Source organism: Rhizobium laguerreae (assembly GCF_002008165.1).
Taxonomy (GTDB): domain Bacteria; phylum Pseudomonadota; class Alphaproteobacteria; order Rhizobiales; family Rhizobiaceae; genus Rhizobium; species Rhizobium laguerreae.
Genome location: NZ_MRDM01000002.1, coordinates 222,804 through 244,318, shown reverse-complemented (window position 1 = coordinate 244,318; position 21,515 = coordinate 222,804). Strand labels below are relative to the sequence as shown.

At 62.1% G+C, this 21,515-nt stretch carries 26 protein-coding genes; 12 read left to right on the top strand and 14 right to left on the bottom strand.

Translation table 11 applies throughout. The features are described 5' to 3' along the window. Positions 1-63 precede the first annotated feature (63 nt). A complete protein-coding gene (locus BS630_RS01450; protein WP_077975997.1) occupies positions 64-528 on the top strand; it encodes a hypothetical protein in 465 nt (154 codons plus the stop codon). Between the two features lie 243 nt (positions 529-771). On the opposite strand, the gene bla is transcribed toward BS630_RS01450, so the two are convergent. The 3 genes from bla to dmeR all read right to left on the bottom strand — a co-directional run bounded on the left by bla (position 772) and on the right by dmeR (position 3,175). Next, positions 772-1,674: a class A beta-lactamase gene (gene bla, locus BS630_RS01445; protein WP_077975995.1), complete on the bottom strand. Its 903-nt coding sequence runs from the start codon at positions 1,672-1,674 to the stop codon at positions 772-774. Positions 1,675-1,798: 124 nt separating this feature from the next. Then, entirely contained in the window at positions 1,799-2,797 is a 999-nt protein-coding gene (gene dmeF, locus BS630_RS01440; RefSeq protein WP_077975993.1) for a CDF family Co(II)/Ni(II) efflux transporter DmeF, read from the bottom strand. A 105-nt stretch (positions 2,798-2,902) separates the two neighbouring features. After that, a complete protein-coding gene (gene dmeR, locus BS630_RS01435) occupies positions 2,903-3,175 on the bottom strand; it encodes a Ni(II)/Co(II)-sensing transcriptional repressor DmeR (RefSeq protein ID WP_077975988.1) in 273 nt (90 codons plus the stop codon). 267 nt (positions 3,176-3,442) lie between these two features. Between dmeR and BS630_RS01430 the strand changes: the two genes are divergently transcribed. Continuing rightward, a complete protein-coding gene (locus tag BS630_RS01430) occupies positions 3,443-3,937 on the top strand; it encodes a GNAT family N-acetyltransferase (protein WP_077975987.1) in 495 nt (164 codons plus the stop codon). 68 nt (positions 3,938-4,005) lie between these two features. Continuing rightward, entirely contained in the window at positions 4,006-4,635 is a 630-nt protein-coding gene (locus tag BS630_RS01425; RefSeq protein ID WP_077975986.1) for a glutathione S-transferase family protein, read from the top strand. Positions 4,636-4,733: 98 nt separating this feature from the next. Here BS630_RS01425 and BS630_RS01420 read toward each other — a convergent pair whose 3' ends face one another. From BS630_RS01420 to BS630_RS01410, 3 genes are all read right to left on the bottom strand, one after another. Further along, positions 4,734-5,648: a cytochrome c gene (locus BS630_RS01420; RefSeq protein ID WP_077975985.1), complete on the bottom strand. Its 915-nt coding sequence runs from the start codon at positions 5,646-5,648 to the stop codon at positions 4,734-4,736. Between the two features lie 135 nt (positions 5,649-5,783). After that, the gene (locus tag BS630_RS01415) at positions 5,784-6,224 is read right to left on the bottom strand and encodes a c-type cytochrome (RefSeq protein ID WP_017959595.1); all 441 of its coding nucleotides are present in this window, start codon (positions 6,222-6,224) and stop codon (positions 5,784-5,786) included. Between the two features lie 191 nt (positions 6,225-6,415). Continuing rightward, a complete protein-coding gene (locus tag BS630_RS01410; RefSeq protein ID WP_017959594.1) occupies positions 6,416-7,051 on the bottom strand; it encodes a LysE family translocator in 636 nt (211 codons plus the stop codon). Positions 7,052-7,179: 128 nt separating this feature from the next. On the opposite strand from BS630_RS01410, the gene BS630_RS01405 reads away from it, so the two are divergent. Next, positions 7,180-7,872 (top strand): helix-turn-helix transcriptional regulator, encoded by a 693-nt coding sequence (locus BS630_RS01405; protein ID WP_012756619.1) that lies wholly within the window; start codon positions 7,180-7,182, stop codon positions 7,870-7,872. 22 nt (positions 7,873-7,894) lie between these two features. Here the strand turns inward: BS630_RS01405 and BS630_RS01400 are convergent, their stop codons facing one another. Then, entirely contained in the window at positions 7,895-8,665 is a 771-nt protein-coding gene (locus tag BS630_RS01400; RefSeq protein ID WP_077975984.1) for an SDR family NAD(P)-dependent oxidoreductase, read from the bottom strand. Between the two features lie 176 nt (positions 8,666-8,841). Here BS630_RS01400 and BS630_RS01395 point away from each other — a divergent pair, with 176 nt between their 5' ends. Beyond that, positions 8,842-9,750: an AraC family transcriptional regulator gene (locus tag BS630_RS01395; RefSeq protein WP_077975983.1), complete on the top strand. Its 909-nt coding sequence runs from the start codon at positions 8,842-8,844 to the stop codon at positions 9,748-9,750. Here BS630_RS01395 and BS630_RS01390 read toward each other — a convergent pair. Beyond that, positions 9,747-10,592, bottom strand: coding sequence for a metallophosphoesterase (locus tag BS630_RS01390; RefSeq protein WP_077975982.1), 846 nt, complete (start codon positions 10,590-10,592; stop codon positions 9,747-9,749). The two genes, BS630_RS01395 and BS630_RS01390, sit on opposite strands and share 4 nt — an antisense overlap. A gap of 139 nt (positions 10,593-10,731) precedes the next feature. Continuing rightward, positions 10,732-11,334 (bottom strand): superoxide dismutase, encoded by a 603-nt coding sequence (locus BS630_RS01385; protein ID WP_008528928.1) that lies wholly within the window; start codon positions 11,332-11,334, stop codon positions 10,732-10,734. Between the two features lie 224 nt (positions 11,335-11,558). Here BS630_RS01385 and BS630_RS01380 point away from each other — a divergent pair, with 224 nt between their 5' ends. The 3 genes from BS630_RS01380 (at position 11,559) to BS630_RS01370 (ending at position 13,562) form a co-directional block, all read left to right on the top strand. Beyond that, positions 11,559-11,885 (top strand): hypothetical protein, encoded by a 327-nt coding sequence (locus BS630_RS01380; protein WP_077975981.1) that lies wholly within the window; start codon positions 11,559-11,561, stop codon positions 11,883-11,885. Between the two features lie 230 nt (positions 11,886-12,115). Continuing rightward, a complete protein-coding gene (locus tag BS630_RS01375) occupies positions 12,116-12,769 on the top strand; it encodes a class I SAM-dependent methyltransferase (protein ID WP_077975980.1) in 654 nt (217 codons plus the stop codon). A 61-nt stretch (positions 12,770-12,830) separates the two neighbouring features. Then, positions 12,831-13,562: a sulfite exporter TauE/SafE family protein gene (locus BS630_RS01370; protein ID WP_077975979.1), complete on the top strand. Its 732-nt coding sequence runs from the start codon at positions 12,831-12,833 to the stop codon at positions 13,560-13,562. A gap of 29 nt (positions 13,563-13,591) precedes the next feature. Here the strand turns inward: BS630_RS01370 and BS630_RS01365 are convergent, their stop codons facing one another. Then, positions 13,592-13,936 (bottom strand): nuclear transport factor 2 family protein, encoded by a 345-nt coding sequence (locus BS630_RS01365; RefSeq protein ID WP_077975978.1) that lies wholly within the window; start codon positions 13,934-13,936, stop codon positions 13,592-13,594. 399 nt (positions 13,937-14,335) lie between these two features. Here BS630_RS01365 and BS630_RS01360 point away from each other — a divergent pair, with 399 nt between their 5' ends. Then, the gene (locus BS630_RS01360) at positions 14,336-15,574 is read left to right on the top strand and encodes an MFS transporter (RefSeq protein ID WP_077975977.1); all 1,239 of its coding nucleotides are present in this window, start codon (positions 14,336-14,338) and stop codon (positions 15,572-15,574) included. Here the strand turns inward: BS630_RS01360 and BS630_RS01355 are convergent. After that, the gene (locus BS630_RS01355; RefSeq protein WP_077975976.1) at positions 15,571-16,191 is read right to left on the bottom strand and encodes a TetR/AcrR family transcriptional regulator; all 621 of its coding nucleotides are present in this window, start codon (positions 16,189-16,191) and stop codon (positions 15,571-15,573) included. The two genes, BS630_RS01360 and BS630_RS01355, sit on opposite strands and share 4 nt — an antisense overlap. 115 nt (positions 16,192-16,306) lie before the next feature. Here BS630_RS01355 and gstA point away from each other — a divergent pair, with 115 nt between their 5' ends. Continuing rightward, positions 16,307-16,990: a glutathione transferase GstA gene (gene gstA, locus BS630_RS01350; RefSeq protein WP_077975974.1), complete on the top strand. Its 684-nt coding sequence runs from the start codon at positions 16,307-16,309 to the stop codon at positions 16,988-16,990. A 42-nt stretch (positions 16,991-17,032) separates the two neighbouring features. On the opposite strand, the gene nadE is transcribed toward gstA, so the two are convergent. Then, positions 17,033-17,866 carry an ammonia-dependent NAD(+) synthetase gene (gene nadE, locus BS630_RS01345; protein WP_077975972.1) on the bottom strand — a complete coding sequence of 278 codons (834 nt, stop codon included), beginning with the start codon at positions 17,864-17,866 and terminating at the stop codon, positions 17,033-17,035. Positions 17,867-18,092: 226 nt separating this feature from the next. Further along, entirely contained in the window at positions 18,093-18,980 is an 888-nt protein-coding gene (locus BS630_RS01340) for a branched-chain amino acid aminotransferase (protein WP_077975970.1), read from the bottom strand. Positions 18,981-19,227: 247 nt separating this feature from the next. On the opposite strand from BS630_RS01340, the gene BS630_RS01335 reads away from it, so the two are divergent. Then, positions 19,228-20,271, top strand: coding sequence for a zinc-dependent alcohol dehydrogenase family protein (locus tag BS630_RS01335; protein WP_077975969.1), 1,044 nt, complete (start codon positions 19,228-19,230; stop codon positions 20,269-20,271). 63 nt (positions 20,272-20,334) lie between these two features. Here the strand turns inward: BS630_RS01335 and BS630_RS01330 are convergent, their stop codons facing one another. Further along, positions 20,335-21,153 carry a sugar phosphate isomerase/epimerase family protein gene (locus tag BS630_RS01330; protein WP_077975968.1) on the bottom strand — a complete coding sequence of 273 codons (819 nt, stop codon included), beginning with the start codon at positions 21,151-21,153 and terminating at the stop codon, positions 20,335-20,337. A 15-nt stretch (positions 21,154-21,168) separates the two neighbouring features. On the opposite strand from BS630_RS01330, the gene BS630_RS37200 reads away from it, so the two are divergent. Continuing rightward, positions 21,169-21,453: a hypothetical protein gene (locus BS630_RS37200; RefSeq protein ID WP_165503808.1), complete on the top strand. Its 285-nt coding sequence runs from the start codon at positions 21,169-21,171 to the stop codon at positions 21,451-21,453. Positions 21,454-21,515 lie beyond the last annotated feature (62 nt).

Genomic DNA, 21,515 nt, shown 5'->3' with positions numbered 1-21,515 from the left:
TTCCCGCAAGCTCTGCGCAGGTTTGCCGCGCCATTCTCTCCCCGTTTTTCGGGGAGAGTTTTTATGGAAATTTCCAGTAATATTCGCAACAATTACGGCATCGGCGGCCTTTTCGATCAGCCGGCCAAATCCAAGAATCAGCAGACGGCGGATTTCACGAAAACGGCGCCCAATGCCGCGCCCGGTCTCGAACCGAGCAGCACGCCGCCGTCGATCGCCAACACCATGTGGGCTCTTCAAAGCGCTGAAGGTCCTTATATCAACCCGCCTTCCGAGGAAGAAGTGGCGGCAAGGGCGGCGCATGATTCCGTGGTCGACGAATTCTCCAAATGGGGAAACATGACGCCAGCGGAATATATCCGGGCCCGCTATCTCGAGCAGCACGATCTGTCCGAAGCCGATCTGGCCGCCATGCCGGCCGACCAGCGCGCCGCGATCGAGAAGGAAATCGCTGACCAAATCAAGCGCGAGATGGCCGGCATCGAGGATGACGGCACCGAGAAGGTGGACGACGTACCGGCTGCTTGAGCTGGAGCATTTCGAATTGCCCGCATTTTGAGAAAGACCCCTCCCCAACCCCTCCCCACAAGGGGGAGGGGCTGCCGTGTGGCGCCCGTTGCATTTCATTCCTGAGGATGCAGCCTGTGGCAGCGTATTTTGGTGGCAGAATCTCGCCTCAGGTTAGTCCCTCCCCCTTGTGGGGAGGGGTTGGGGAGGGGTTTTCCGACGCGAACCGGACAGCTGTCGATGATGCCCTTCGCTTTTCCCGATTCACACCATCTCGACGATCATCCGGCCGACTTCGGCAAAGATCGGGTTGAGCTCCTTTACCGGCACGGTCGTCTCGCTGATATAGACGGCGGCGACGATGGGGCCGCGATCCGGCGGCCAGATCACCGCGATATCGCCGAGTGATCCGTTCGGGCCGGTGCCGGTCTTGTCGCCGACCTTCCAATCCGCGGGCAGGCCGGCGCGCAGCCGCACCTTGCCTGTCGTGCTCGCCACCAGCCAGGCGATCAGCCTGTCTGAGGAGGTTTCGGTGAGGACAGAGCCGAGCGTCAGGTTGCCGAGTGTGTCGAGCATCGCATCCGGTGTCGTCGTGTCGCGCGGATCACCCTTCCTGCCCTCGTTCAGCGTCGGCTCGGTACGGTCGAGACGCGTCGTGCCGTCACCGATCGAGCGCAGCCAATCGGTCAACCCCGCCGGACCGCCGAAACTTTCGAGCAGCAGATTGCCGGCAGTGTTGTCGCTGACGGTCACCGCCGCCTCGCAGAGTTCGGCAAGGGTCATGCCATCGGTTCCGGCGTGTTTTTCGCTGATCGGCGAATAATCGACGAGCTTGTCCCTGCCGTAGCTCACCCGCCGGCCGAGGTTCTCCTCGCCCTTGTCGGTCCGGGCAAGCACGAAAGCGGCGGCCAGCGCCTTGAAGGTGCTGCACATCGGAAATGCCTCGCTGCCGCGATAGCCGAAGGAGATGCTCGTCTCGGTATCGAGCACGGAGACGCCGAGACGGCCGCCGGTGCGTTTTTCCAAAGCGGCAAGGCGATGTTCAATATTGTCCTCGCCCTCGCCTGCACTCCCCTTGGCCCCCTCCTCGGCATTGGCTCGAAGCGTCAGCACGGGTAGGCACAATGCCGAGCCTATCAGCATGCGGCGGGTCAGACTGAGATCCATGAAATCCTCCGGCGAATCAGGAGGACAGAGCTAAGCAGCGATTGCGGCGGCATCTCGTCCCCGCGGCGACCTTTGTCGTCCGCCGAGCGATCTTGTCGTCCGCCGAGCGTCTCCGCCCGCCCGATCATGCGGCGCGCGTGACCTCGACCGTCACATGCGACAGTTCTCCCAGCGTCGAGAGCCTGCCCTTGTAGAAAGCCGGGTCGCGCGGCTGCGACGTGAGGACGGCGACGATCGCGGCATGATGGCCGGGGCCGACCTGCCAGACATGCAGATCGGTGATCCGGTCGCCCTCCGTCTCGATGGCCCCGCGGATTTCGGCCGGCAGCGTCTCGCCTTCGGGAACCACGTCGAGAAGGACGCCGCCCGAGGATTTCATCAGGCTCCAGGACCAATTGGCGATCACCAACCCGCCGACGATGCCCATCAAGGGATCGAGCCAGAGCCAGCCGTAGAGACTGCCGAGCGTCAGCGCCGCAATGGCGAGCACGGAGGTCAGGGCATCGGCGATGACATGCAGATAAGCGGCGCGGATATTGTTGTCGCCGGACTTTGCATGATGGGCATGGTCGCCATGTCCATGATGATGATGGCCATGGGCATGGGCATGATTGCCATGCCCGTGATGCGCATGATCGCCATGCGCGACATGACCGCCGCCGGCAAGCAGCCAGGCGCTCACCAGATTGACGGCAAGGCCGATCACCGCCACGGCGATCGCCTGGGTAAAGCCGATCGGCACGGGATTGGAAAGGCGCAGCAGGCTTTCCCAGCCCATCAGCAGGGCGATCAGCGCGAGGACGATGGCGCTGGCGAAGCCGGCGAGATCGCCGAGCTTGCCTGTGCCGAAGGTGAAACGCGGATTGCGCGCCTGCCGGCGGGCGAAGAGATAGGCGAGCGCGGAAATCAGCAGTGCGCTGGCATGTGTCGACATGTGCCAGCCATCGGCGACGAGCGCCATCGAGCCGTAGATGGTGCCCGCGGCGATTTCCGACACCATCATCACCGCCGTCAGCGCGATCACCAGCCAGATGCGCCGCTCGTTGCGCGCATGATCGGTGCCGAGGAAGACGTGATCATGTTCCAGGGCATCAATTCCAGCTTTGTCGATTCCGGCACTCATGACAGGCTCCTTCGTCGCTCTAAGTTTTTGTTTTTACGTACTTCTCGGCAAAACCACTTCGCGCTCTACCTGGGAAGACCGCTTCACACGTTTCCTGGAATCGCTCTAGCGCAGATAGGTTCTCAACACTTCCGATATTTCCTCGACCGCCTCTGCCCTGGCCGCATCGCCAGCGGCATTCAGCACATGCTCGCGCAGGTGATCGTCCAGCACCTCGCCGGTCAGCCCGGTCAGGGCGCCACGGATCGAGGCGAGCAGTTGCAGGATCTCGCCGCAGGGGCGCTCGGCCTCGAGCGCGCGCTCGACCGCCTCCATCTGCCCCTTCAGGCGGCTGATGCGGGCGACGAGCTTCTTTTTCTGCAGGGTGGTGTGGGACATGATAGGTTCTCATATAGCATAGGGGGCTAGCCTATCAAGACTGAAGCCGGAGCTCAATGCCGTGATGGTCACCGATCCCCATTGACAAAGGCTGCGTTTCCGACGATCTATGACCCATGATCAAAAATGCGCACCAGAGCCGCTCGTATTTTTGGCTGTACCTGTAAAGGGCGGCCGGACAAGATCATATTGTCAACAAGCCGCCGTCAGGCGGCTTTGTTGTATCAGCAGCGTCCTGACGGCAGACTATCAAAGGACGCGAAGACCATGACCGAAATCGAAGACAGCGAAATTTCACTGATGCGCCCATCGGTGGTGACGATCCGTGCCGCCAAGCCGCGCGACCTGCCCGAACTCGGCGAAATGATCGCCCTGCTTGCCGCCCATCACGGCGATGCGGCTGCTACAACGGCCGAGCAGCTGGAGCGCGACCTGTTCGGGCCCCTGCCCTGGATCAATGCGCTCGTCGCCGAGACCAGCGAAGGGCTGATCGGCTACGCCATTCTCGTACCGCTCTACAGGGCGCAGGAAGGCAAGCGCGGCATGGACCTGCACCATCTCTTCGTGCGCGACGGCCATCGCGGTCACGGCACCGGCCAGCTGCTCGTCGACCGGGCGCGCGAAACCGCCCGCAATGCCGGCTGCGGCTACCTTTCCGTCAGTGCTGCGACCGGAAACGTGCTGGCGCACCGCTTCTACGAACAGCTGGATTTCATCCCGCGTCCGGTGACCGGCATGCGCTACCTGCAGTCGATTACTTAAAGCGCATCGCGATCTTCCAGATTCGCGTGATCAATCCTTTTGAGTTTTATTTTTGTAAGGAGCTTTTCATGCCTGACTTCAAACTCCATTGCTTCGCTCTCTCGGGGAATTGTTACAAGGTCGCACTCTTCTTTGCTCTTGCCGGCATCAAGTGGGAAAGCATTTTCGTTGATTATCTGGGCGGCGAAACGCGAACTGAAGAATGGCGAAAAACCATCAACGAACAGGGCGAAGCGCCTGTGCTCGAACATGGGCAAATGAAGATCAGCCAATCGGGTATTATCCTGGACTACTTGTCAGAGGTGACAGGCCAGTTTGGCGCGCAGACGGCCGAAGAACGACGCGACGTCATGCGCTGGATCCTTTTCGACAACCATAAATTCACGAGCTATTACGCGACGCTGAGGTTCATGTATGGCCTGCAGAAGAGCGGCGAGACACCCGTCGTCGAGTTTTTAAGACTGAGGGCTAAAGCTGCCTATGCAATTGTTGACGAACATCTGGCGCACCGGGCCTTCATGGTCGGCGACCGGGTGACGATCGCCGACCTCTCTCTGGCGGGCTACGTCTTCATGCCGGAGGAAACCGGAATCGATCACAGCGCCTATCCGGCAATCGCAGCCTGGAAAGATCGTATCAGCAACATGCCCGGCTGGCGCCATCCCTATGATCTCATGCCTGGTCCTACATCCCTGTAAGCAGGATCGAGATCGGCTTTCGGAAAATGCAGCGCCCTTTTATCCCGCAAAACCACTGCTATCCCGCAAAACCACTGCACATTTTTGCCCGACATGCTTTAACGCCCCGGCACCGCCTTCAGATAGGCGGCGATCGCCTCGCGATCGGAGGCCGCCAGGCGGGCGATGTTCTGCTGCACATCGACCATCTGGCCGCCGACGGAATCGAAATCGGGCGTGAAGCCGGTTTCGAGGTAGCTCACGATATCGGCTTCGCTCCAGCTGCCGATGCTCTCGGAGGCCGGGGTGATATCGGGTATGCGGCCCTTGCCTTCCGGATTGGGCGCGCCGGCAAGCCACTGATCCGCCTTGAAGCCGCCGAGCGCATCACGCGGCGTATGGCATTCGCCGCAATGGCCGGGGCCTTCGACGAGATATTGCCCGCGCTTGATCTTGTCGTCGCTCTTTGCCAGGGCGACGCGCGGCTGGTCGTTGAGATAGAGGAATTTCCAGCCGCCGAGCGCCAGCCGGATGTTGTAAGGGAATGGCAGGTCATGCGGCGGCGCGACGTTTGCGCTCTTCGGCAGGGTTTTCAGGAAGGCGAAAAGATCGTTGACGTCCTTGTCGCTCATGCGGGAATAGGAGCCATAGGGGAAGGACGGATAGAGATGCTGCCCGCCCGGGCCGACGCCCCGCTTCATCGCGTTGCCGAACTCAGCAAGTGTCCAGCCGCCGATACCGGCCGTTTCATCGGGTGAGATGTTCGGCACATGGAAGGTCCCGAAGGGGCTCTTCAGCGCCAGGCCGCCTGCAAGTGTCAGCTTGGCATCGCCTTCGGAACCGGGTGCAGCATGACAGCTGACGCAGCCGCCCGCCCAGAAAACCATCTGGCCATTTGCCAGGTCGGGCGCGCCGAGACCCGCCCAATGGCTCTCCGGCAGCGGATCGGGTGCGGTGACGAGATAGAAGGCGCCCCCGCCGAGGACGCCGACGCCGATCAGACAGAGCAGTACCCGGATGAACCTGCGGACCATGCGCCGCCTCCCCTGTTGTCAACATTTCCCTGCAGTCGATCCCGCGACCGGTCCGGCGCAGGCGGAGAATAAGGCGATCCGCGCCGGCGGCAAGGCTGGCGCGGATCGAGTATCCAGATGAAAACGGCCTATCGCTCACTTGCCGAGGCGATAGGCCTTGTGACAGCCGGCGCAATTGGCGCCGAGCGTGTTCATCGTCGCACCAATGGCTGCGGGATCGGCCGGAAGCTGAGCCAGCGCGGTTTCGGCATCAGCAGAGAGTTTGGCGGCGCGCGCCTTGAAGTCGTCCATGTTTTCCCAAATCTTCGGGCTCGCTGCCTCGTCGCCGGTCTCCGTGCCCGGCTTGAACTGGTCGGGGAAGACCTTGGCCGTTGTGGCGATCGTCGTGAGCGCCGCCTTCACCGCTTCGGCGTCATACGGCTTGGTGCCTTTGGCGATGGCTGCTAGGGCCCCGGCCGAACCGCCGATCTGCTTCATCAACGCAACCCGCGAATCATGGGTGCCGTCGGCGGCGGTCACCGAACCGAAGGCCATGCCGGCCATGGCTACGGCCGCCGCTGCTGCTTTCCAATTCATATTGCTCTCCCTTTTTCCTCGGCCAAGCTGGCCGAATGGCCAATCTGCACCGGCAGCATGACAAAATCCATGCTTCCGGGCAGTCACGTTTTGCCGGATCATCATAAAAACAATGTGATAGGCAGTTCTCTGCTTTATGCACGTCGTTATCCCGGAACCGCTGCACACTTCCGGGCGACATGCAGTGGCGCTCAAGCGCTTTTCCACCCCTGCCAGAGGCTGAAGGCGGAGACCGCAACCAGCAGCAGTCCGGCGAAGCGGCCGACAAAGGCCGTGACATCAGGGTTGGCGACGAGCAAGTCGCGGCTGCGGCCGGCCGTCATCGCCAGCGTGCCGTAGATGGCAAACTGGGTGACGACGGTCATGGCGCCCATGATCAGCCCCTGCATCCAGATGGGGCCATATTCCGGCCTGAGGAACTGCGGATAGACGGCAAACATGAAAATATAGGCCTTCGGATTGACCAGACAGGTGACGGCGCCCTGGCGGAAGGCGCGCCAGCCGGAGCGCGCGGTTCCCGGCCCGACCGCCTCGACGGTGATCGAACTGCGGATCAGCGAGATGCCGATCCAGATCATGTAGGCGACGCCGGCAAAGAGCAGCACGTTGAAAAACTGCGGCAGCATGGTGACGAGCACGCCGACGCCGGCCGCGCCATAGGCCGAATGCACCGCGCCGCCGGCCATGATGCCGCCGGTCGCCGCCAGCCCGCGTTTGACGCCGCCGGTCAGCGAATTGGCGAGCACGAAGAGCATGTCCATGCCCGGCACAATGATGATGCCGAAGAGAAGGGTGAAGAAGAGCCAGAGGTTTTCATGGTAGTTCATGTCAGTTACCGCCTTGGGTTCTGCGGGCCTTTTTGAAAGACCCTGATTGATTTCAATCCGATAGGCGGCTCTATACGCAAACCCAACTGACAGTGTATTGTCAGGAGCGTGGCGGATGGAGAGGTAAAATGCGCAAGGCCTCGCGGCTTTTCGAGATCATTCAGATCCTCAGGCTGGCAAGAAAGCCGATGACGGCGGCGACGATGGCGGAGACGCTCGAGGTGACCGTGCGCTCGATCTACCGCGACATCGCCGCACTTCAGGCGATGCGGGTGCCGATCGAGGGTGGGCGCGGCATCGGCTACATCATGCGGCCGGGCTTCGACCTGCCGCCGCTGATGTTCTCGATCGAGGAGATGGAGGCGATCGTGCTGTCGCTGGCGCTGCTCGAACGGACGGCCGACGAGGAGCTGAAACAGGCCGCGCGCCGGGTCAACCGGAAGATATCAGGCGCCGTGCCGGCGCCGCTGCGCCAGGCGATGGACAACAAGGCGCTTTATGCCTGGGGCTCGATTGCGCAGCCGGCAGGCTTCGACCTTGCGATCGTGCGCCGCGCGATCCGTGACGAACGCAAGCTGATGCTCGGTTACCGCGACGAACTCGGCCGCGCGAGCGAGAGGACGATCCGGCCGGTCGCGCTGATCTATTATTCGCAGACCGCCAATATCGTCGCCTGGTGCGAACTGCGCCAGGCGATCCGCAATTTTCGCAGCGACCGGGTGGAGCGCTGCGCAACAGCTGAGGATTTCTTCAAGGGCGACGGCGACCGGTTGCGGGAACTTTGGACCAGCGGTTGGACGGAGAAACCGATCGCCGTCTAGCTGTTCACCCAATCGCGATTATTCAGAGCGACATGCCGCCCGAAACCTCGATGCGCTGGGCATTGACCCAACGGTTGGCATCGCTCAACAGGGAGGCGATCATCGGCCCTATATCGTCGGGCACACCGGCGCGGCCGAGTGCGGTCATAGAAGCGACTGCACGGTTGATCTCCGGATTGTCCCTCACCATGCCGCCGCTGAAATCGGTCTCGATGGCGCCCGGGGCGACGGTGTTGACGGCAATGCCGCGGGGGCCAAGCTCCTTGGCCATGTAGCGCGTCAGCACCTCGACTGCACCCTTCATCGAGCCATAGGCCGATGCGCCAACCATGGCCATGCGGGCAAGACCGCTGGAGAGGTTGACGATGCGGCCGCCGTCCTCGATCACCGGCAGGAGCTTCTGCGTGAGGAAAAAGACGCCCTTGAAATGCAGGTTGTAAAGCTTGTCCATTTCCGCCTCGGTTGTCTCCGAAATCGGGGCGTGGTAGCTGGTGCCGGCATTATTGACGAGAAAGTCGAAATGCTCACGCCCCCAGCCCTTGATGATTTCGCGTACACTTTCGACAAAGGCATCGAACGCTGCCACGTTGCCGGCATCGAGTTGAAGTGCGGCGGCCTTGCGGCCCAGCGCCTCGATCTCAGCGACGACCTTGTCTGCCTCGTCGCGGTTCGAGTTGTAGGTCAAGATCACATCGACGCCGCTCCTTGCCAGATTGACGACCGTATTGCGGCCCAGGCCGCGGCTTCCGCCGGTAACGATTGCGACTTTAGAGGTTGAATTCTGGTTAGGCATTTCAGGTACTCCTGATGTTTTGATGGCCTATCTATGCGCCGCATGCCCCGAATGCTGAATGCCGAAACTCTGCAATTTCTTGCCTATTCCTCCAAACACCTTGCCCAGACGGGCTGAGGGATTAAGATCACCCTCACCGGCGCGGCAGACCGACCCCGCGTTCATTGGAGACCAGGATGTCTGCACATCTGAAGAAGGCGCTCAACGGGTACATGGATGCCCATGGCGGAGGCGACGGGCTTTTTGCCACCGCTATTGACGGTTTTTTCCTGATGCGTTCCAGCACTCTCTCCATGCCGAAACCGGCGATCTACCGACCGGCGCTCTGCATCATCGTCGATGGCGCGAAGCAGCTCATGTTCGGAGATCGGCTCTTCGATTACGAAGCCATGCAGGCGCTGATCATCAGCGTCGAGATGCCGGCCTTCGGACAGGTGACGAAAGCCAGTGCCGAACGGCCGATGATCGCCATCAACCTGGAACTCGACGTCACTATCCTGCGCGAGGTGCTGGAGGAGATGGGTGCACCGCCGAAGCCGGCAGGCGACGGCGGGCCGGGTGTTTTCGTACAAGAATTCGGCCCCGAGCTGCAGGACTGCATACTGAGGCTGATCCGGACGCTCGCGACGCCCAAAGCGATCCCAATCCTTCATCCGGCAATCATGCGAGAGATCAGTTTCTGGTTGCTTTCCGGAAAAAATGGCAATGAGATCTGCAAGCTTGCATTACCCGACAGCCATACGCGCCGCGTGGCCGAGGCCATTTACTTGTTGCGCGGTAATTTTGCGGACGCCGTCCGGGTGGAAAAGCTCGCGGCGGCAGCCAAGATGAGCCCTTCCTCCTTCCACCAGCATTTCAAAATGTTGACCTCGATGACGCCGCTGCAGTATCAGAAGCAGTTGCGGCTACTCGAGGCCCGGCGGCTGATGGTGACCGATGGGTTCAACGCCGCAAACGCGGCCTATCAGGTGGGTTACGAGAGCGCCTCCCAGTTCAGCCGCGAATATGCCCGCATGTTCGGGACACCACCGAAGCGCGACATCAGTGAAATGAAGGCGATGCCGGTTGAGCCGGCAATCAGCTAGATGGACAGCGTGCGGCTCACCTCGCGGCCGAAGCCGCGGATTTCGATGCTGGAGGCATGGACCTCGACGATCGCGAAGGCGTTTTCCGTCTCAGTATCGACCACGCCCTTGAAATTGACGAAGTGGCAGGCGCCGGCCATGCCGTAATTGCCGACGTGGTCGTGACCGTTGAGATAGGCGACGACATTGCGCTCAGAGGCGAGCAGCGCGACGATGCGCTCGCTGTCCCACATGCCGTGCTCACTGGGCGGATGCACCGGATAGTGATTCATGACGATCACCTTCTCGCCGGCCCCGGCCGCTTTTGCGATTTCATCGCCGAGCCAGGCGAACTGCTCGTCGCTCAGCGCAGCATTCCAGCGATGCGCATTCTTCGCACCCTTGGCCTGCAGCTCCGCCAGCATCTCAGCGGCCAGCTCACGATGATGATGGCCTTCGGGCGGCGCGAAGATGCTGACCTCGTTGCCGTCGAGCACGATAAAGCGCCAGCCGTGGCGCAAGAAGCTGTAATAGGGCGACGGCATGCCGAGACGCGCCGCGACTTCGGAGAGATGGCCCGCAGAAACCGAGAAATCATGATTGCCGAGCAGGAAGAGCGCCTCGTGCCTCAGCTTGCCGTAGACCGGCAGGATATCGTCGAAGCTTGAAAAGCTGCGGTCGATGACATCGCCGAGCGTCATGACGAAGCTCAGCTCCTCACCGTTGAATATCTCGATCGCCTCGGCGACCTTGGAAAGGCTGTTGGCATAATAACGATCCAAGGCCACATGCGGCGCGATCGCCGCATATTGCGGGTCGGCGATAATGCCGAAGCGGAACAGGGGAGAAGCAGAGGAAGACATGGGGCGTGATTAGGAGCGGCCGATGACAGGCATGTGACGGCTTCGCGTGAAAACAGAACACCCGGCGCTTTGGACGCGCCGGGTGTCAAATTCAAAAAGGCGGACGACATCGCCGCCATGGCGGCGAGCCTGGTACCGCTTACTTCGTGGCTTCTTCGTAGCGTTCCAGGACGTAGTCCCAGTTGATCAGGCTATCGACGAAGGCCTCGAGATATTTCGGGCGGGCGTTGCGATAGTCGATGTAGTAGGAGTGTTCCCAGACGTCGACGCCGAGGATCGGGGTGGCGCCGTGAACCAGCGGGTTTTCGCCATTCGGGGTCTTGGAGATTTCGAGCTTGCCGTTCTTGACGGAAACCCAGGCCCAGCCGGAGCCGAACTGGGTGGCGCCGGCATTGGCGAAATCGGCCTTGAACTTGTCGTAGCCGCCGAGATCAGACGTAAAGGCCGCTTCGAGCTTGCCCGGCAGCTTGTTGCCGCCGCCGCCCTTCTTCATCCACTTCCAGAAATGGATGTGGTTGTAGTGCTGGGCCGCGTTGTTGAAGAGGCCGGCATTGGTGCCGAAGGACTTCTTGACGACGTCTTCGAGCGACAGGTCCGAAAGACCGGCTTCGGCGGCGAGCTTGTTGCCGTTGTCGACATAGGCCTTGTGGTGCTTGTCGTGGTGGAACTCCAGCGTTTCCTTCGACATGAAGGGAGCAAGCGCTTCGTAGTCATAGGGAAGTTCAGGCAATTCGAAAGCCATGTCAGATCTCCTCTTGGCAATAGATTGCGTCTCGGCAGGTGAGGCGGAACATAGGAGGGGAAAGGGGGAGAGGCAACCGGCGAATTATCAAAAAACGACCGACCGGAGGAAAATTTGCCTCAGTTGCAAGGCTGGAATCGCGCATGCAAATCGCCTGGACAAATCCCTGGGGATGCCCGCCCCGAAAACCGCTTCGCTGGGGATAAAGATCAACGGAGACCGATATGAACAGGAATATAATCCAGCTTCTCGCCACAGCCGCGCTGCTTTCGCTGGCAGGTGCGGCGCATGCCTCCTCCGATGAGGCCTGGAAGCAGCTCGCCGCCGACGTCGAGGCCAAATGCAAGAAGGCAGCGGTCACGATCGAGAAGCCCAGCGCCACCGTCGATCCCTTCGGCAGCTCGCATTACGGGCTTGCCCTGGTGACCGGCAAGCCGAAGGGCGCCAAGGGGCTGATCGCCCAGATCTGCGTCTACGACAAGCAAAAGAAGACCGTCGAGATCGGCAGCGAACTGGACGCCAAACAGCTTGGGCTGATGCCGGCAAAATAGGCGGCAGCGGACTGCCACCCAGGCGCCCCTAAAGTGGTCGCAGGTGAGAATCTGTGCCTTGCGTCACATTTCGTGGGGAACCGGAGCCTACCCTTACGAGTTGAAAGGCTGGGCTTTACGGCGGATCGCGCTATTTCATGGAAGCGCAGAACCGCTGAAATCTTTTGTTTTATGCAATTCCTGGAAAACCGCTTTTCACTTTTCCTGGAATTTTCTGGGGAGGTGCCGGCATGTCAGAGCTTCGCAGCAGGGCGGAAGATCAGCAAAAAATCTATCAGCGCTGGGCACCGGTCTATGACCGGGTCTATCGCGGCATCCTGCGCGATGGCCACCGCAAGCTTGCAGCCCTGGCCGCTGCGGCCGGCACCGACATCCTGGAGATCGGCGTCGGCACCGGCCTGACACTCGGGCATTACCCGCGCCACTGCCGGGTGACCGGCATCGACATTTCCGAACACATGATCGCGCGGGCGCGTGAAAAGGCGAAACGCGAAAACCTTGAGCATGTGCAGGCGCTGGAGGTAATGGATGCGCATGCGCTCACCTTTGCCGACCGGTCTTTCGATGCCGTCTGCCTGCCCTTCGTCATCACGCTCATCCCCGAACCCGAACGGGCGCTGGACGAATGCGCGAGAGTGCTGAGGCCAGGCGGCGAAATCATCCTTGCCAGCAAGCTTGGCGACGGCGCCGGTCTGCAGGGTGCGATCGAGACGGCAGTGGCGCCGCTGGTGCGTCACATCGGCTGGTCCTCCGCCTTCCGCATTCACCGCATCGTCGCCTGGGCCGAGCGCCGCGGTGACTTTGCCGCTGCCGATATCCTGCCGGTCTTTCCGAACGGCTTCTTCAAGATCATCCGGCTGAAGCAGCGCGGACTTGCCGGCTGAGACCGGAAATTTTTTCCCCGCGTCGCTTATTCTGATGCTACCGTTCGTCTGAGGGGACTGCATGACATCGGATTTCTTCTTTTTCATCGTCGTGGGTTTCTGCGCGCAGATCGTCGACGGCGCACTCGGCATGGCCTTCGGCGTGCTATCGACGACGAGCCTTCTCGCCTTCGGGGTGCCGGCGGCCAATGCCAGCGCCATGACGCATGTGGCGGAAATGTTCACCACCGCCGCCTCAGGCATCTCGCATGCCTATCACCGCAACGTCGACTGGCGCCTGGTGGCGCGCCTTGCACCGGCCGGTATGATCGGCGGCGCGATCGGGGCCTATCTGCTTGCCAATATCGACGGCAAGGCGATCGAGCCCTTCGTGTCGGCCTATCTGATCGCGATCGGGCTGGTGATTCTCTACAAGGCCTTTCGGCCGCCGCCGAAGCGGGATGTTCGCGACTGGATGGTGCCGCCGGTCGGGCTTTTCGGCGGCGTGCTCGATGCGATCGGCGGCGGCGGCTGGGGGCCGATCGTCACCAGTTCGCTCGTCAGCCGCGGTCACGACCTGAAGCGGGTGATCGGCTCGACCAATTTCACCGAATTCGCGGTGACGCTGACGATTTCCCTGACCTTCATCCTGACGCTCGGCTGGTCGGAACTCGATTCGGCGATCGGCCTGATCATCGGCGGCGTCATCGCCGCCCCCTTCGGCGCGATCCTCGTCAAACGGCTGCCGGTGCGGCCGCTGATGGTGGCGGTGTCGATGATCATCATCGGCACTTCGGCGATACGCCTCCTGTAAAGCCAGGGCGATCACAGCCTCGGCCGGAGCTACAGATTTCGGCCGAAATAGACATCCACGGAGGCGATCTTGTCGCCGCGGAAGCGAAAGCTCTCTATGTTGCGGAAGCTGCCGCCATCCCGTTTTTCGGCACGGTAGCGGACGACCGCCTCGTCGCCGTCGATCGCCAGGAATTCGATGTCAAAGCCGCGGAAGACCGGCTCCTTCGGCCAGCAGCGCTCGAAATAAGTCGCCCGGTCGATGTGGTCGTCGCGCGGACTGGAGAAGGTGAAATCCTCCGTCAACATGGCGCCGACGATATCCTTGCGGTCGTCGAGATAGGCGGCGTAGAGATGACGGACGGTCTGTTCTCGGGATGTGCGCATGTCGTTCATGGCAATGTCCTTGGATTAACCGTTTGCATCATGCAATCGGTCCTGTTCTAGCACTTTTGCCGGAGAGGGTCCAGATTGCAGCTCTCATTTCCAAAGACAGGTCAGCGATCTCGAAAGCGTTGTCTTGAGGATGGGCCATAGCGCGGTTATATCAGCGCGTGCCCGCCCTGGAACGGCGAGCGCATGCACCGCTACGGCCTATGCGCTCGACCTCGAAAAGCTCGATCTTCAGGACAGTTTCACCCGCGCCGATCCCCTCGCCGCGGCAAAGGGCACATCGTTCCATCAGGCGTGCGAACTTCGCCGCCGCATATTTCCTCAAATCGGAACCGATTTAAGGAAATATGCAGATTTCAAAGTGCTACAGCGGCGCTGTAGATCAATGCCGAGGCCGAGAAAATGACCGATACGCAGTGGGACGCCAGCGCCAGGCCGGGCTCGATCTACTGGAAGCGCAATCTCACCATCTCGCTGATCGGCTCCTTCACCACGATCGTGGCGATGACGCTGCTGCTTCCCTTCCTGCCGCTTTATGTCGAGGAACTCGGCGTCAGCGACCATGCTGACATCGTGCAATGGTCGGGCATCGCCTATGGCGCCACCTTCTTCGCCGCGGCTGTGGTCGCGCCGCTCTGGGGCCGGCTCGGCGACATCTACGGCCGCAAGCTGATGCTGGTGCGCGCCAGCCTCGGCATGACGCTGGCGATCTCGCTGATGGGCATGGCCGGCAATGTCTGGCAGCTGGTGGCGCTGCGCCTCTTCGTCGGGCTTGCCGGTGGCTATGCCTCCGGCTCGATGGTGCTGGTGGCGACGCAGACGCCGAAGGATCGTTCGGCCTGGGCGCTCGGCGTTCTGTCTTCCGGCATCATGGCCGGCAATCTCGTCGGGCCGCTCATCGGCGGCGCACTGCCGCCGATCATCGGCATCCGCGGCACGTTCCTCGCCGCCGGCGGCATGATCTTCCTCGCCTTCCTCGCCACGGCCTTCCTGATCAAGGAGGAAAAATCGCCGGCCCGCAAAAAGGCGGCCAAGGCCAGCGGCGGCTGGAAATCCATTGCCGACAAGCGGCCCGTCATCGCCATGCTGGCGACTGGCATGCTCTTGATGTTTGCCAATATGTCGATCGAGCCGATCATCACCGTCTATGTCGCGCAGCTGGTGCCCGTCGAATCCCAAGTGACGATGGTATCAGGCGTTGTCATGTCGGCCGCCGCCCTTGGCAGCATCCTGTCAGCCTCATGGCTCGGCAAGCTCGCCGACAGGATCGGCCACTGGCCGGTGATTTCAGGCGCGCTCGCCGTCGCCGGCCTGCTGCTGATCCCGCAAGCCTTCGTCACCAGCGCCTGGCAGCTGATTATCCTGCGTTTCCTGATGGGTGTGGCACTCGGCGGGCTGCTGCCCTGTATCGCCGCGGTCATCCGCCACAGCGTGCCGGATAGTGCGGCCGGCAGCATTCTCGGGCTTTCGATTTCCTCGCAATATGTCGGCCAGGTGGCCGGCCCCATCCTTGGCGGTTTTGTCGGCGGCCATATCGGCATGCGGGCGGTGTTCCTCGGCACCTCCGTGCTGCTTCTCGCCGGTGCGGCCTATGCCTGGGTAGTCCGGCCGAGGGATACGGAGACCCGGGACTCGACCTAAGGATTATTGGCGCTTCCGCAGATCAGCTCGACGCCTGACCGGGCAATCGCTTCCAATACCTCGCGGCTGTCGCCGGCGCGGGCGCGGACGGCGAGCGAATGCATGACGGCGGAGGCGAGCCTGGCAAGCATCTGCGGATCGGCGCTTTCCGGAAGCTCGCCTCTTTCCACGCCAAGCCGCATGCGCTTCTCGATCTTGTCGTCGAAATCGTTGAGGCTGCGGCCGAGCACCTCGCGGACCCGCTCATGCTGGACCGCCTCGGCCGACGCCGTGCCGATCAGCAAACAGCCGCGGGCGGCGGTTTCACCATGCAGATAGATCGCCAGCGCACCGGCATAAACGCGGGCGATGTTGTCGCGCAGCGGCAGTGACGGGTCGAGCGCCTCGGCGAGCGTATTCATGCCGTCCTGCCGATACCCCTCCAGCGTATCGAGATAGAGATCCTCCTTGTCGCCGAAGGCGCCGTAGAGGCTCGGGCGGTTGAGGTTGGTCGCAGCGCTCAGATTGTCGAGCGAGGCGGCGGCAAACCCCCTGTCCCAGAAGACATCGCGCGCCTTGCCGAGCGCCGCCTTGGCGTCGAAGGCCCTCGGGCGGCCGCGCCTCTTCTCGTCCTTCATATTTGTACCGTTTCGCATTAAATTCTTGACGAGAGACATTTTATGCGAAACAGTACAGATGTTCAACACTGTCGGCCGGCGGCATCGACCGCCTCCGCAAGGAGAGGAAACCGCAATGAAACTTTACATGCACGCCGCGGCCTGCTCGCTTTCGCCGCACATCATCTGCCGAGAGCTCGGGTTCGATATCGAGCTCGTCCAGGTCGACCGACGGACCCACAGGACGAGCAACGGCGAGGATTATCTCGCGATCAACGGCAACGGCTATGTGCCGGCGCTGATGCTCGACGATGGCAAGGTGCTGACCGAGGGGCCGGCGATCGTGCAGTTCCTCGCCGACAGCGTGCCCGAAGGGGCAGCCCTATTGCCGCCGATCGGCGATCTCCGCCGCAACGAAGTGCAGTCCTATCTCAACTTCATCACCGCCGAGCTGCACAAGCCGATGGTGCTGCTCTTCGAACCGACTTATTCCGGTGTTCATGGGGAGGTCCGCGCGCTGATATCGAAGCGGCTGACATGGCTGAACGGCCGTCTTGCCGGACCCTATCTCACCGGCGATGCCTTCACGGTGGCGGATGCCTATCTCTTCGTCTGCCTGAACTGGTCGCCCTGGACCGATATCGATCTCAAGCAATGGCCGGCGCTGCACGGCTTCATGGCCCGCGTGGCGGCACGACCGAAGGTGCGCGAGGCGCTGCAGGCCGAAGATCTCGAAGCCTTCGATGCCGGCGGCGTCTATTTCGCGCCGCATGCCTATCTCGCTTCGTCAGGACGGACGGGCGAGCCGGTAAGGCCGTAAACCCCGGGTCGCGCCCGCACGCATCCCGCGCCTGGACGACCTTCAGAGGGCGTTGACGGCCACCGGCAAGGCGCGCTTGTGGGCGGTCGCCCGATAGGCGGCGAAGATGCGGCGGCGGGCGATCTCGCCGACCGGCTTGCCTTCGAGGAAATCGTCGATCTCGTCATAGCTGACGCCATAGGCCTCCTCGTCGGGGCGCAGCGGCCGCTGGTCCTCGAGATCGGCTGTGGGCACTTTGAACACCAGTTCGTCCGGGGCGCCGAGCCGCTTTGCCAGCAGGCGGACGCGGCGCTTGTTGAGGCCGGCGAGCGGCAGGATATCGGCGGCGCCATCGCCGAACTTGGTAAAGAAGCCCATGACCGCCTCGGCCGCATGATCGGTGCCGATGACGAGGCTGCCAAGCGCCCCGGCAAGGGCGAACTGGGCGATCATGCGCTGGCGCGCCTTGATATTGCCGAGGATGAAATCCTGACGGCCGGCATCGGCAAAGGCGAGACCGCCATCCTGCGCGGCGGCAAGCATCGCATCCGCCGACGCTTTGATGTTGACCACCATCGAGCGGTCGGCGCCGATCGTTTCCAGCGCCTTCACCGCATCGGCCTCGTCCGCCTGGACACCATAGGGAAGGCGCACGGCGATGAATTCGGCCGCATGGCCGCTTTCCCGCAGCTCGCGCACCGCCTTTTGAGCCAGCAGCGCCGCCGTCAGCGAATCGACGCCGCCGCTGATGCCGAGGACGTAGCCGCGCATACCCGAGGCGACGAGATAATCCTTGAGGAAAGCAGTTCGCCGTTCGATCTCCCGCTCAGGGTCGATATCGGCGGCAACACCCAGTTCGCGGATGATCTCGCCTTGTTCGTCGAACAGCATAGTCATAAGCCTCTTCCTCCCCGCTTACGGAATTTCGGCGCCACTATGGCGAAAAGATGGGGGAGGACGAAGCCGTTTTGGGCAAACCTGCCATGCATTTTATGCAAGTGGGCGGCTTGGTATCTCTCGGTAGGGTGTGCGGCACCCCCCTCTGCCCTGCGCTTGCGCTCCGGGCGTTCGTCGCGGCAATCGATTCACTGGATCGATTGCTTCGGCTTCGCCGAACCGCTGCTCACTCTTCGCTTTCGCTGCGGCCGTGGGCCCAGTCCATGTAGAGATCCAGCGCCTTGCGAGTGACCGGGCCTTCCTGGAGATCGCGGTCGTCGAGACGGATGACGCCGACGACTTTGGAATAGTTGCCGGTGGTGAAGATCTCGTCGGCTTGCATGAAATCCTCGACGGAGAGTGTTGCTTCGTGCACGTCGAAACCGGCCTTGCGCAGCAGGCCAATGACGCGGGCGCGGGTGATGCCGGCGAGGAAGGTTCGGTTGGCGGCCGGCGTCATCACTACGCCGTCCTTGACCATAAAGACGTTCGAAGAAGCGGTTTCGACGACGTTGCCGTTCAAGTCGCGCACCAGCGCGTTGTCGAAGCCGCGGCTGCGCGCTTCGGCGATCATGCGGCCGCTGTTTGGATAGAGCGAGCCGGTCTTCGCCTCGGTCATCGCCGTTTCCGGCGACGGGCGGCGGTAGGGCGAGACGGTGAGGCTGGTGCCGCCATGGCCACCCATCGGCGCCTCGAACAGGCAGAGCGCGAAGCGGGTTGAGTCCCCATCGACCGAGACGACGCTGCCCGGCGAACCGTGCTCGCCCCAATACATCGGCTTGATATAGATCGGTGTGGCGCCATCGAATTTCGCGACGCCTTCCCAGGCAAGTGCCACAATCTCCTCGGCTGATTTCACCGGCTTCAAGCCCATGGTGAGCGCCGAGCGGTTGATGCGCTGGCAGTGCAGGTCGAGATCCGGCGCGATGCCATCGAACCAGCGGGCGCCGTCGAAGACCGTGGAGCCGAGCCACATGGCATGCGAGGTTGGCCCGATCAGCGGCGGATTGCCGGGAAGCCACTCCCCGTCGACATGAGTCCACGTGGTTGAACGGGGTGATGTATCAACGGCCATGATGGTTTCCTCCTGAAGCCGGAGAAGGAAAAACCGCCGCGGCAAGCCGGGTCAAGGACAAATCCCGAGTGGAAACACGGAAGCAAGAAAAAGCCAGGGAATGGCGCCAGGCCGCAATATTCGTGCGCAGCGATGGCAGCTTCATCGATGGATGCATCAGCAAAAATGATGGAATGGAATGTTGGAATGGCTAGCTGCCGCATGCGATGATGGCGTAACAGCGGATAAGCAGCAAGGGAAGACGCCGATGAAAGCCATGTTCTACGAAGCCTTCGAACAGGCGCCCGAAATCCGCACCGTTGCCGATCCGACACCGACAGAGGACGGCGTCGTCATAGCGGTCGGGGCCAGCGGGCTCTGCCGCAGCGACTGGCACGGCTGGATGGGGCACGACCCGGATATCCGCTTGCCGCATGTGCCGGGACACGAGCTTGCCGGGCGGATCGTCGCCACCGGCCGCGGCGTGATGCGTTTCAAGGTGGGCGACCGGGTGACCGTGCCCTTCGTTTCCGGCTGCGGCCATTGCAGCGAATGCCATTCCGGCAACCAGCAGGTCTGCCCGAACCAGTTCCAGCCGGGCTTCACCCATTGGGGATCGTTTGCCGAATATGTGGCGATCGATTATGCCGATACCAATCTGGTGCACCTGCCCGATACGATCGACGATGCGACGGCGGCAAGCCTCGGCTGCCGCTTTGCCACCTCGTTTCGCGCCGTCGCCGACCAGGCGCGCACGGGGCCTGGCGAATGGATCGCCGTGCATGGCTGCGGCGGTGTCGGCCTGTCGGCAATCATGATCGCCACAGCGCTCGGGGCGAATGCGATCGGCATCGATATATCCGAGGAGAAGCTTGCCTTCGCGCGGGATTGCGGGGCGGTGGCGACGGTCAATGCATCCGGCGTCGCCGACGTGGCGGAGGCGGTGCGCGAGATCACCAAGGGCGGCGCGCATGTCTCGATCGACGCGCTCGGCCATCCCGTCACCTGCTTCAACTCGATCAAGAACCTGCGCCGGCGCGGCCGGCATGTGCAGGTGGGACTGATGCTGGGCGAGCATGCGACACCACAAATTCCGATGGCGCAGGTGATCGGCCACGAACTGGAAATCTACGGCAGCCACGGCATGCAGGCCTGGCGCTACGATGCCATGCTGGCGATGCTTTCGGCCGGAAAGATCGCGCCGCAGAAGCTGATCGGACGGCGGATCAGTCTCGAGGAGGCCGTGCCGGCGCTGATGGCGCTGGATAAGGCTGAGGCCACGGGGATCAGCGTGATTACCCGGTTTTCATGAGGGAACTCACCCTCCCCTCCTGTGCCGAGCACAGGTGAGGGAGAGCGGGACGAGCAACAGACGTTATTCAGCCACGCCGATCGAGGTGAGATAGGCAGCAGAGGCCGGTATCTTCGACTTGTCCTTGATCTCGATGATGAGGCGCGGATTGCTTTCAAGCTTGGCAAGGGCTGCGAAGACGGCATGCCAGCGGATCGTGCCTTCGCCGAGGCTCCAGTGGCGGTCGGCATATCCGTCGGCATCCTGCAGGTGGACATGCTGGAGGCGATTGCCGGCGGCCTTGACATAATAATCGACCGGCGGCGCACCAGTATAGCCGTGGGCATAATGGGCGTGGCCGGTATCAATCGAGACGGCGACGGCGGGCGAGTTGAAGCTTTCGGCAAGCGCCACGCGAATATGCGGATCCTTGTCCTCGATGTTCTCGATGACCATGGTGCAGCCGATATCCTCGGCGCGCCTGACGGCGTCGCGCAGGGTCATGTGCGTGCGCTCGGCCAAGGCTTCGCGGGCGCCGGCATTGTCGTCGAGATTGTTGTAGGACCAGGACGTATAAGGGCTGTGGATGACCATGTGGGTCGCGCCGATGGCGGCGCAGACATCAAGACCCTGCAGCAGGCGCCGCGTGACGATGGCGCGGATATCGGGATCTTCCGAGGCGACGGTGAAGCCCCAGAACGGGCCGTGAATGCCGAGGCGGCCGCCATGACCGTCGAGAAGCCTTCTGGCGCGGGCGGCAAGCGGCGCCCAGTCGCCGTTCAGAATCTCGGCATCGATGAAGCTCTGCAATTCGAGATCGCGGGACTTTTCGAAGAGCCAATCACGGTGAAGTTCGACTTCATCGAGCGTCATGGCGGCGCCGACGACGGGAAGAGAGGACATGGTTGCGCTCCATCAATGTGGATGATCAATGTGAATGCCGGGACGGCGTGGAAGGACGGCCGCCGCGTTCTATGCGCCCCTTCTGTGTCGGCGGTATTACAGGCGCCGAGCCTTTCGAACCCGTCCGGCCTCAGTCATTTCCGCATAGCTGATGCGGCATTGGCGGACCTTGCGGAAACGCCCCGAAGTACCGATATCGGCCTCGACAGTCTCGTGACGCAGTGGCGCGCGAGCGGCGCTGAACCCCTGGCAACGGAGCCGTTTGTTCATCGCTTCGGCTGGCGCAGCGTGCTTCTTTGAAGCGCCTTCGGCGATGTTACCCCCAACAACAGGGGGTGGGTTGTCAAAGGCGGCGCAAAGGT